Source organism: Hydrogenophaga sp., from assembly GCF_041633695.1.
Taxonomy (GTDB): domain Bacteria; phylum Pseudomonadota; class Gammaproteobacteria; order Burkholderiales; family Burkholderiaceae_C; genus Hydrogenophaga.
On the sequence record NZ_JBFJMY010000131.1, the window covers coordinates 1 to 10,482 of the forward strand.

General features: G+C 63.6%; 9 protein-coding genes. 5 read left to right on the top strand and 4 right to left on the bottom strand.

Features of this window, described 5'->3' with window-relative positions; all coding sequences use genetic code 11:
- Window positions 1-156: 156 nt before the first annotated feature.
- Entirely contained in the window at window positions 157-1,383 is a 1,227-nt protein-coding gene (locus tag ABYB95_RS10135) for a fatty acid desaturase (protein WP_372658368.1), read from the bottom strand.
- 180 nt (window positions 1,384-1,563) lie between these two features.
- Window positions 1,564-2,832, bottom strand: a complete 1,269-nt coding sequence (locus tag ABYB95_RS10140; protein WP_372658369.1) for an RsmB/NOP family class I SAM-dependent RNA methyltransferase — start codon at window positions 2,830-2,832, stop codon at window positions 1,564-1,566.
- Between the two features lie 125 nt (window positions 2,833-2,957).
- On the opposite strand from ABYB95_RS10140, the gene ABYB95_RS10145 reads away from it, so the two are divergent.
- Complete coding sequence (locus ABYB95_RS10145) at window positions 2,958-4,577, top strand: peptide chain release factor 3 (protein WP_372658370.1); 1,620 nt, start codon at window positions 2,958-2,960, stop codon at window positions 4,575-4,577.
- Window positions 4,578-4,648: 71 nt separating this feature from the next.
- Here the strand turns inward: ABYB95_RS10145 and purN are convergent, their stop codons facing one another.
- Window positions 4,649-5,257, bottom strand: coding sequence for a phosphoribosylglycinamide formyltransferase (purN, locus tag ABYB95_RS10150; RefSeq protein ID WP_372658372.1), 609 nt, complete (start codon window positions 5,255-5,257; stop codon window positions 4,649-4,651).
- Window positions 5,258-5,313: 56 nt separating this feature from the next.
- Between purN and ABYB95_RS10155 the strand changes: the two genes are divergently transcribed.
- The 4 genes from ABYB95_RS10155 (at window position 5,314) to ABYB95_RS10170 (ending at window position 10,060) form a co-directional block, all read left to right on the top strand.
- Complete coding sequence (locus tag ABYB95_RS10155; RefSeq protein WP_372658374.1) at window positions 5,314-6,003, top strand: YceH family protein; 690 nt, start codon at window positions 5,314-5,316, stop codon at window positions 6,001-6,003.
- An 81-nt stretch (window positions 6,004-6,084) separates the two neighbouring features.
- Window positions 6,085-7,266 (top strand): acyl-CoA dehydrogenase family protein, encoded by a 1,182-nt coding sequence (locus ABYB95_RS10160; protein ID WP_372658375.1) that lies wholly within the window; start codon window positions 6,085-6,087, stop codon window positions 7,264-7,266.
- Between the two features lie 12 nt (window positions 7,267-7,278).
- Window positions 7,279-8,394, top strand: coding sequence for an acyl-CoA dehydrogenase family protein (locus ABYB95_RS10165; RefSeq protein ID WP_372658376.1), 1,116 nt, complete (start codon window positions 7,279-7,281; stop codon window positions 8,392-8,394).
- Between the two features lie 133 nt (window positions 8,395-8,527).
- Window positions 8,528-10,060 carry a hypothetical protein gene (locus ABYB95_RS10170; protein ID WP_372658377.1) on the top strand — a complete coding sequence of 511 codons (1,533 nt, stop codon included), beginning with the start codon at window positions 8,528-8,530 and terminating at the stop codon, window positions 10,058-10,060.
- Window positions 10,061-10,137: 77 nt separating this feature from the next.
- On the opposite strand, the gene ABYB95_RS10175 is transcribed toward ABYB95_RS10170, so the two are convergent.
- On the bottom strand, window positions 10,138-10,482 hold a 345-nt coding region (locus ABYB95_RS10175; RefSeq protein WP_372658378.1), incomplete at its 5' end, for an HNH endonuclease.

The following is a 10,482-nucleotide window of genomic DNA, read 5'->3' on the forward strand; positions in this document are numbered from 1 at the left end:
CTCCGCCCCTTGCTTCACGCGCCCGCCACCTTGAAACGTGGCGTACGACCGGGCAAGGTGAACGAAATGCGCAGAATCTTCAGAGGAGGGTCAACCCAGAACGCTGCAGGTCTGGGTCTGGCCAACGCCGCCCCCCGTTGAAGGGGGCGAGCCCTGTCAGGCGTGTGCCGAACGCAGCTTCACGGAGAAGTCGCGCAGCGCCACGATGCCACTCTCTTCGGCGCGGCGGCACCAGGCTTGCAGGTCGGCGGCCAGTTGGTCGCGTGTGGAGGTGGTGCTGGACCACAAAGCGCGCAACTCTTCGCGCATGGTCACCATCTTGTCGAGCACGGGATGCTCGGCGCGCACCTGCGCGAGCTGGGGCTTGACGCTGGCGGGCACCTTGTCGTCGTCGCGGTGCAGCCAGCGGCGTGCGGCTTCCAGCACGGTGGCATCACCCCGACGCGAACGCATGGTTTCGATCTCACGCTTGCAGGCGGAACGCATTTCGCGCGCATAACCCGCCATCACTTCATAGCGGTTGGCAATGATGGCTTCCAGCGTTTTCGCGTCGGCCACAGGGCGCACATCGCCAAAGGCCATCTTGGGCGGCGTCTTCTTGACCGTGGCCAAGCCCGCCATTTGCAACAGGCGGATATACATCCAGCCGATATCGAATTCGTAGGGCTTGACCGACAGCTTGGCCGAGGTCGGATAGGTGTGGTGGTTGTTGTGCAGCTCTTCGCCGCCAATCAAGATGCCCCAAGGGGAAATGTTGGCGCTGGCGTCCTGGGCCTCAAAGTTGCGGTAGCCCCAGTAGTGGGCCGCACCGTTGATGATGCCGGCTGCGGTGATGGGAATCCAGGCCATTTGCAAGGCCCAGACCGCCAGACCGGCGGCACCGAACAAGGCGATGTCGATGATCATCATCAAGCCCACGCCTTGCCACGAAAAACGGGTGTACAGGTTGCGCTCGATCCAGTCGTCCGGCGTGCCGTGGCCGTAGCGGGCCATGGTTTCCTTGTTCTTCGACTCGGCGCGGTACAGCTCGGCGCCTTCGAACAACACTTTTTTGATGCCGTACACGTGCGGGCTGTGCGGATCTTCCGCCTGCTCACATTTGGCGTGGTGCTTGCGGTGGATGGCCGCCCACTCCTTGGTCACCTGTCCGGTGGTCAACCACAACCAGAGGCGGAAAAAATGCGAGGCGATCGGATGCAGGTCCAAGGCGCGGTGCGCCTGGTGGCGGTGCAAAAAGATGGTCACGCTGGCGATGGTGATGTGGGTGAGCACGAGGGCCACCAACACCATCTGCCACCAAGTGGCACCGGTCAAGCCATCGGCCAGCAGCTGGATCAAGCCATCCCAGGAGGTGGAAAAGAATCCGGAATCAGAAGCAGTCATTGATTTCCCAATTGTCGGCGCCGCAGTGGCGCACAAATACAGAACCGGCACCCTCAAGAGATAGGCCCAGCGCAACGTTGCATTTTACGAGCCAGGGGGCAAAAACACCAGCACGGGTGTGTGAACGCCACGTGAACGGCCGACAAAAACACATCAACTGACTGCTTTTGGATTGCTTTCTCAATCTTTTTTGCGCCAGACGGCGGCGAAAAATCCGTCGGTGTGGTGCCGATGCGGCCACAGGCGAAGCCATTGACCTTCGGGTCCGGTCGTCAATTCGGCGCCGGCGTCTACGTGGATGTCCGCCAGCAAGCCCCCCACCGGGACCACTTCCCATTCGGGATGCGCGGCCAAAAAGGCCTCGGCCACCGCTTCGTTTTCCTGTTTCAGCAAGCTGCAAGTGGCATACACCAGGCGGCCGCCGGGTTTGAGCAAACGCGCCGCGTTGTGCAGGATGGCTTGCTGCAGCTCGGCTTGGGCCGCCACCGTTTGCGGCGTCTGGCGCCATTTCAGATCGGGGCTGCGCCGCAGCGTGCCCAGACCCGAACAGGGTGCGTCGACCAGCACACGGTCGATTTTTCCGGCCAGGCGCTTGATGCGGTCATCGCGCTCGTGCGCAATCGCCACCGGGTGCACGTTGGACAAGCCACTGCGGGCCAGCCGGGGCTTGAGCGCGTCCAGCCGGTGCGCCGAGGTGTCGAACGCGTACAAGCGCCCGCTGTTGCGCATGGCCGCACCCATGGCCAGGGTTTTGCCGCCCGCGCCGGCACAAAAATCCACCACCATCTCGCCCCGCTTGGCGTCCACCAACAAGGCCAGCAGTTGCGAACCTTCGTCCTGCACCTCGACTTCACCATTCACGAAGGCGGGCAGTTTGGCCAGCGGGGGTTTGCCTTCCAGGCGAATACCCAGCGGTGAGTACGGGGTGGCTTGGCACGCCAGGCCAGCGGCGCGCAGATCGGCCAGAACGGCGTCGCGCTTCTTTTTCTGCGAATTGACCCGAAGGTCCAGGGTGGCACCCTGGTCCAGACTGGCCACCAGCGGATCAAATTCAGCGCCCAGCTGCTCGCGCAGCGACTCGGCCAGCCACTCGGGCAAGTTGTGCCGGTGCGGCGCCATCAGGTCCGCGTCCGTGACCCGATCGCAGTGGTCCAGCCAGGTCTTTTCGGGCTCGGTCAAGGCGCTCTTCAGAAAATCGCGGTCGCCGGGAAAGGCCAGGATCGCCAGACGGCGCCACTTGGAGCCGCTGCCCGAACGGGCAAACCACTCGAAGCGCAGCTTCTGGCGCACCGCTGCGTACGCCGTGTCGGACAGGGTGGCGCGCTCGCGCGAGCCCAGTGAACGGTGCTCGCGGAAATAGCGCGCCAAAATGGCATCGGTGGGGTGGTCGAACCGGAAAACCAGTTCCATGAGTGCGGCGCATTCGTCCAGCAAGGCTTTGGGGTGCATGGCCCTATTGTCGCCCCCTGCGCCCCGGCAAAGCCGGTTGCGCGCTGTCGCTGGCGTTTTTGCCCTTGGCACGCCGGATGCGTCCTGTCATGGGGTCCTTGCGACTCGCGGGATAATGCAAGGCTATGTCCGACATTGCAAACCAGGTCCGGCGCCGCCGCACCTTCGCCATCATTTCCCACCCCGACGCGGGCAAGACCACGCTGACCGAAAAGCTGCTGCTGTTTTCGGGCGCCATCAACATCGCGGGCAGCGTGAAGGCCCGCAAAGCCGCGCGCCATGCCACTTCCGACTGGATGGAGATCGAGAAGCAGCGCGGCATTTCGGTCGCCAGCTCGGTGATGCAGATGGAATACCGCGACTGCGTGATCAACCTGCTCGACACCCCGGGTCACCAGGATTTTTCGGAAGACACCTACCGCGTGCTGACCGCCGTGGACGCCGCGCTCATGGTGATCGACGCCGGCAACGGCGTGGAGCCACAGACCCGGCGTCTGCTGCAGGTCTGCCGCGCGCGCAACACGCCCATCCTGACCTTCGTGAACAAGATGGACCGCGAAGTGCAGGCGCCATTGGATCTGATGGACGAGATCGAGCGCGAACTGGGCATGACCGTGGTGCCGTTCACCTGGCCGGTGGGCATGGGCAAGACCTTTCGCGGCGTGTACGACCGCCGCACCGACCAGATGCGGGTGTTCGCCGCCGGTGACGACCGCCGAGGTGGTGACGAAGAGGTGATGTCCGGCCTGAACAACCCCGAGAGCGCCCGGCGCTTTGGCAGCGACTTTGAACAGGCACGCGAAGAGCTGGAACTGGTGGCCGGTGCCTCCACCGCCTTTGACGAAGCCGAATTCCTGGCCGGTAGACAAACGCCCATGCTGTTCGGCTCGGCGGTGAACAACTTTGGCGTGCGCGAAGTGCTGGACGCGCTGGTCGACCTGGCGCCGCCGCCGGCAGAGCGCCCCGCCCTGCAGCGGGTGGTGCACCCCGAAGAATCCAAATTCAGCGGCGTGGTGTTCAAGATCCAGGCCAATATGGACCCGGCTCACCGCGACCGCATCGCCTTTGTGCGCGTGGCCAGCGGCCATTTCGAACGCGGCATGAAACTCAAGGTGGTGCGATCGGGCAAAGATCTGCGCCCCAATACCGTCGTGAGCTTTCTGTCCCAACGGCGCGAACTGCTGGACGAGGCCTTTGCCGGCGACATCATCGGCATTCCCAACCACGGCGTGCTGCAGTTGGGCGACACGCTCACCGAAGGCGAATCGCTGCAGTTCACCGGCCTGCCCTTCTTCGCCCCGGAAATCATCCGCAGCGTGGAAGTGGCCGACCCGCTGCGCTCCAAGCAACTGCGCGCCGGCCTGACCCAGCTGGGCGAAGAAGGCGCGATCCAGGTGTTCCGCCCGGTCGCCGGCTCGGTGTTGCTGCTGGGGGCGGTGGGTCAATTGCAGTTCGAGGTGGTGGCACACCGGCTGGAACACGAATACGGGGTCAAGGCTCGCATCATGGGCAGCCCATACCAAGTGGCGCGCTGGGTGACCTGCGCCCCCGAGGACGGTGGCGAGATCGAGTTGAAAAAATTCATCGACGCCAACAGCCACCGCGTGGCGCTGGACGCGGTGGACGCGCCCACGCTCTTGGTCGATCACTCGGCCACCCTGCGTGCGGTGGAGGCCAATTGGCCCAAGATCAAATTCCACGCCATGCGCGAGCACGCCGGTCTGGTGTTTCACAAATCGATGTAAAGGGATCGGGTCGGCCCGCTGCGCGGCAAAGCCGGGTCTGCCAACTTCTCCGCGAACGACCCTTGCAAGCCCTATCCCAACCGCGCCAGCAGCCGCTCGATCGCGCGGGGATAGATGATGTGCTCTTGCGTGAGCGCCCGGGCAGCCAAGGTGTCGGCGGTGTCGCTCGGCAACACCGGCAACACCGCCTGGTCCAGGATGTCGCCGTGGTCGAGTTCCGCCGTCACCTGGTGCACGGTGACACCCGCAAACTTGCAACCTTGCTCGATGGCGCGCTGGTGGGTGTGCAAACCCGTGAAAGCGGGCAGCAGGCTGGGGTGGATATTGACCAGCCGCCCGGCGTAGTGCGCCACAAAGCCGGGGGTCAGGATGCGCATGAATCCCGCCAGCACCACCAACGCCGGTTGACCGTTGGGGTCTTGCGCGTCGATACGCTGCATCAGCGCCGCGTCAAAAGCCTCGCGGCTGTCGTAAGCCTTGTGATCCACCACGGCGGTGGCCAGACCTTGTTCGCGGGCCCAGCGCAAACCACCGGCATCCGCCTTGTTGCTGATCACCGCGGCGACGCGGGCGCCCACGCGCGTTGCCCACGCACGTTGCTGAGATGCTTTGACGATGGCTGCCATGTTGGAGCCGCCGCCAGAGATCAAAATAACCAAATTTTTTGTAGCGCCAGACATGGCAGAGAAGTGTAATGACCCCAGACACCCCATCGACTCCCTCCAAACCCCGCTTCATGGATTTTCAACAACGCCCGCTGTCGCCCGCCGAGGCCCGCATCGTCGGCACGCTGATGGAAAAGGCACGCACCGTGCCCGACAGCTACCCGCTCACGCTCAACAGCCTGGTCACCGGCTGCAACCAGAAATCCAGCCGCGATCCGGTGCTGCAACTGCCCGAAGCCCTGGTGCTCGAGGCCATCGACAGCCTGCGCGAAATCCACCTGCTGGTTGAATCGAGCGGTGGGCGCGCCACCCGCTACGAGCACAATTTTCTGCGCGTCGTGGGTGTGCCGGAGCAATCGGCCGTGCTGCTGGGCATGTTGATGCTGCGCGGACCGCAGACGGCGGGTGAGCTGCGCCTGAACACCGAGCGCTGGTACAAATTTCTGGACATCGCGTCGGTGGACGCCTTTCTGGAAGAGCTCCAGGACCGCTCCGCCGACAAGGGCGGTGCCCTGGTGGTCAAGCTGCCCCGCGCACCCGGTGCGCGCGAGCAGCGCTGGGCACATCTGCTGTGCGGGCCGGTGGATCTCAGCGCCGTGGCGCAGGGTTTGGGCACACCGGGCGGCAGCGGCGCCACCGAGGACGACGTGATCGCGCTCACGCGCCGCCTGAACGCGCTGGAGGAACAAACCGCTGAGCTGCAGGAGCAGCTCAGGCATTTGCACGAACAACTGGGCCTGTCGCTGCCCGGACAGGGATAAAACGAACGGTCGTGCGAAACTGTCGGGGTGTCGCGGGCGACATCAAACACCCGCACTGTTACAGCATTCACGGAGACAAACATGGATTTGGCATTCACGACCGAAGAACAAAGTTTTCGCGAAGAGGTCCGCGCCTGGGTCAAGGCATCGCTCCCGGCCGACATCGCCCACAAGGTGCACCACGCGCTGCGCCTGACGCGCGACGACCTGCAGACCTGGGCCAAGATCCTGGGCAAAAAGGGTTGGTTGGGCTATGGCTGGCCCCAGGAATTTGGGGGTCCGGGCTGGAGCGCCGTGCAAAAGCACTTGTTCGAAGAAGAATGCGCCCTGGCCGGCGCACCGCGCGTGATCCCCTTCGGCCCGGTGATGGTCGCGCCCGTGATCATGGCCTTTGGCAACAAAGAGCAGCAAGAGCGTTTCTTGCCCGGCATCGCCAGCGGCGATGTTTGGTGGAGCCAAGGCTATAGCGAGCCGGGTTCGGGCTCCGATCTGGCTTCGGTGAAATGCAAGGCAGAACGCCAAGGCGACCACTACATCGTCAACGGCCAGAAAACCTGGACCACGCTGGGCCAGTACGGCGAGTGGATCTTCTGCCTGGTGCGCACCAGCAACGAAGGCAAACCCCAGACCGGCATCAGCTTCCTGCTGATCGACATGAAAACCCCTGGCGTGACTGTTCGCCCGATCAAGCTGCTCGACGGCGAGTGCGAAGTCAACGAAGTCTGGTTCGACAACGTCAAGGTGCCTGCCAACAACCTGATCGGCGAGGAAAACAAGGGCTGGACCTACGCCAAGCACTTGCTCAGCCACGAGCGCACCAATATTGCCGATGTGAACCGCGCCAAGCGCGAGCTGGAGCGCCTGAAGCGCATCGCCCAGACCGAAGGCGTGTGGGACGACCGCCGCTTTCGCGACCAGATCGCCCTGCTCGAAGTCGATGTGGTGGCGCTGGAAATGCTGGTCTTGCGTGTGCTCTCGGCAGAAAAATCCGGCAAAAACGCGCTCGATATCGCCGGTCTGCTCAAGATCAAGGGCAGCGAAATCCAGCAGCGCTACAGCGAACTCATGATGCTGGCCGCCGGCCCATTCGCCCTGCCCTTCATCGAAGAAGCCATGGAAGCCGGCTGGCAAGGCGATTTCCCCGGTGGCGAAACCGCCAACGCCCCGCTGGCATCGGTCTACTTCAACCTGCGCAAGACCACCATTTACGGCGGCAGCAACGAAGTGCAACGCAACATCGTTGCACAGACGGTTCTTGGTTAAAAGGATTCAAAAATGGACTTCGATTTTTCTGACGACCAGGAACAGTTGCGCGACGCCTGCGCCAAATGGGTTGAAAAGGGCTACGGCTTCGAGCGCCGCCGCAGCATCGTGGCGGCTGGTGGTTTTGACCGCAAGGCCTACAACGAACTGGCCGAACTGGGTCTGACCGGCCTGTACGTGCCCGAAGATCTCGGCGGCATGGGCATGGGCCCGGTCGAAGGCATGGTCACGCTGCAAGAGCTGGGCCGCGGCATCGTGCTGGAGCCTTTGACCCAGGCGCTGATCAGCGGCGCCGTGCTGGCGGGCTATGCCCCCGACGCGGTGAAGGCGGACTGGTGCAGCAAAGTGGCCGCCGGCGAAGTGCTGGTGGTGTTGGCCCATACCGAGCGCGGTTCGCGCTACCGTTCGGACAGTTGCAAAGCCACGGCGACCCCAAGCGGCGACAGCTGGAGCGTCACGGGCGAGAAAAACGTGGTGCCGGTGGGTGACCATGCCGATGCGTTCCTGGTACCCGCTTTGGCCAACGGCAAGATGGCCCTGTTCCTCGTCGAGCGCAGCGCCAGCGGCGTGAGCGCCAAAGGCTACGGCACGCAAGACGGTGGCCGTGCCGCCGAGCTGTCGTTCAAGGACGCGGCCGCCACGCTGGTGACGCTGGACGGCCAGACCGCCCTGGAGCACGCCATCGACATCGGCATCGCCGCCACCTGCGCGGAAGCGGTGGGGGTGATGGACCAGACGCTGGCCATCACGGTGGAGTACATGAACACGCGCAAACAATTTGGCGTGGCCATTGCCAGCTTCCAGGCGCTGCGCCACCGCCTGGCCGACATGAAGATGCAGCTGGAGCTGGCCCGTTCCATGAGCTACTACGCCAGCCTCAAACTCAACGCGCCAACCGCCGAGCGCCGCATCGCCATGGCCCGCGCCAAGGTGCAATTGGGGCAATCCATGCGCTTTGTCGGGCAGCAGGCGGTGCAGTTGCACGGCGGTATCGGCGTGACCGACGAATACATCGTCAGCCACTACTTCAAGAAGCTCACGCAGATGGAAATGGCATGGGGCGATACCTTGCACCATCTGGGCGAAGTATCGGATCGCATGCAGGCATCGGCCGGCGTGTTCGCCTGAACCAACGGCCCCGGCGCGCGGTGGGCCGGGGAATCCGGCCCCGTTCGTGAAAAACACCACGCCCCGACGTTCGGGTACCGTGGTTGGCAAACGCTACAATTGCTACTTTAGTTTGCCAACGTCTTTGCGCCCTATGAACAACACTGTGCGACGTCTTTCCCGCTTCAAATCGCTGGCCACCGCCTTGCTGCTGGCTGCAGCTGCCAGCAGCAGTTTCGCCCAATCCAGTGCCTGCAGCGCCAACGAAGACGTGGTGAGCTTCAACTTCGCGGCGGCTTCGTCGACGACGGCCACCGGCACTTCCGCCACCTGGACCGCGAGTTCGACCAGCAACACCTATACGGTGGCCACGACCGGCACCTTGCGCAGCAACACCATCAGTTTCGGCATGTCGATCACGGGCGCGACCTGGGTGGCAGGCTTTCCGGCTCAGGGCATTCAGGGCAACGTGGCCAACTCGCTGGACCTGAACATGGATTCGAGCGCCCCTGGCGACGCCGTGACCATGCAAATGGCGTTCAACCGGCCCATGAGCAAGGTGCGCTTCAACATGTACGACGTGGATCGCAGCGGCACGGGTTGGCAGGACGTGCTGCGCATCACCGGCTACATCAATGGCAGCACGGTTCCGATCCCGGTTTTGGCACCGACCACACCCGGCAGCTACTCCACGTCCACCGTGGCCGGCGGCAACCAAATCGTCACCATTCTCGACAGCAACTGCGCCAACACGGACCCGGCCTGCAACGTCCAGATCAACTTCGCCAATCCAGTCGACCGGATCGATGTCTATTTCGTGGCCGGACCGGCCGTGGCTTCTCCAACCAGCCAGCGCGTCGCTTTCAACAATTTTTCCTACTGCGTGCCCAAACGGGATCTGCACCTGACCAAGGTCGACACCACCCCCACCTTTATCGCTGGCGGCACCGGAACCTACACCCTGACGGTCACCAATGTGGGCGGCACGGCCACCAGCGGCAACTACACCGTGACCGACGTGCTCACCGCAGCGGGTGTCAGTTTTATCAACCCGCAAACGCCGGGTGGCGGCTGGACCTGCGCCCTGAGCACCACGAGCAGCAGCAACGACACCGCGACCTGCGCACGCAGCACCGCCATACCCGCCAACAGCACCACCGTGCTCACCTTGACGGTGTCCTTGAGTCCGACCACGACCGCCACATCCATGGACAACCGGGCCAAGATCTACGGTGGCGGCGACGAATTCAAGACCTCGGCCACCGCCACCGGCCCCATCGCCAACTGCAGCGCCGCCAACGAAGGACAAGGCGGGGGCGGTGCGAACACCAACGCAGGCTGCGCCTACGAAAACACCTTGATCGCGCGCCAAGGCAATCTGAGCATTCTGAAAACCAATGCGGTCGGCAGCATGGTGGCCGGACAGACCACCAGCTACACCATCACCGCGGCCAACGCGGGCCCCAGTGCCGCCAACAACGCGCTGCTCACCGACCCCGCCGTCACCGGTTTGAGCTGCACCACGGTGACTTGCTCGGTGGCCAGCGGTTCGGCCACCTGCCCCGTGCCACCCGCCCTGAGCATCGCCAATTTGCAGGGGGGCGGCGTCACCTTGGCCAATTTGCCACCGAGCTCCAGCCTCAACTTCCTGGTGGGCTGCACCGTCACCGCCACCGGGACTCCGTGAAACCCGCTTGCGCGTGACCCCCACAAAAAAGCCGTCTGATGACGGCTTTTTTTCATCCCGCAATTCCGGGATCGCGGTCAGGCGTGCAAACGGGACGTCTTGGGCAGGTGCGACATCAGAAACTCCATCTGGTCGGCCAGGATGCGGCGGTTGCGCAAAATGAAGTCCTCCCACAGGCTGGGCACATAGGGCGTGTACAGCAAGGGCATGTTGGCCTGTTCGGGCGTGCGGTTGCCCTTGCGGTGGTTGCACGAGCGGCAGGCCGTGACCACATTCATCCACAAATCCAAACCGTTCTGACCAAACGGAATGATGTGTTCGCGCGTGAGCTCGTCCTCGTGCAGATGGCCGCCGCAATAGGCGCAAACGTTCCGGTCCCGGGAAAAGAGCTTGCTGTTGGTGAGGGTCGGGTACAGGTCAAA

Bases quoted from the DNA above. Each gene is read 5' to 3' on its own strand.
- ABYB95_RS10135 (WP_372658368.1), bottom strand. From the start codon at position 1,383: ATGACTGCTTCTGATTCCGGATTCTTTTCCACCTCCTGGGATGGCTTG.
- ABYB95_RS10140 (WP_372658369.1), bottom strand. From the start codon at position 2,832: ATGCACCCCAAAGCCTTGCTGGACGAATGCGCCGCACTCATGGAACTG.
- ABYB95_RS10145 (WP_372658370.1), top strand. From the start codon at position 2,958: ATGTCCGACATTGCAAACCAGGTCCGGCGCCGCCGCACCTTCGCCATC.
- purN (WP_372658372.1), bottom strand. From the start codon at position 5,257: ATGTCTGGCGCTACAAAAAATTTGGTTATTTTGATCTCTGGCGGCGGC.
- ABYB95_RS10155 (WP_372658374.1), top strand. From the start codon at position 5,314: ATGGATTTTCAACAACGCCCGCTGTCGCCCGCCGAGGCCCGCATCGTC.
- ABYB95_RS10160 (WP_372658375.1), top strand. From the start codon at position 6,085: ATGGATTTGGCATTCACGACCGAAGAACAAAGTTTTCGCGAAGAGGTC.
- ABYB95_RS10165 (WP_372658376.1), top strand. From the start codon at position 7,279: ATGGACTTCGATTTTTCTGACGACCAGGAACAGTTGCGCGACGCCTGC.
- ABYB95_RS10170 (WP_372658377.1), top strand. From the start codon at position 8,528: ATGAACAACACTGTGCGACGTCTTTCCCGCTTCAAATCGCTGGCCACC.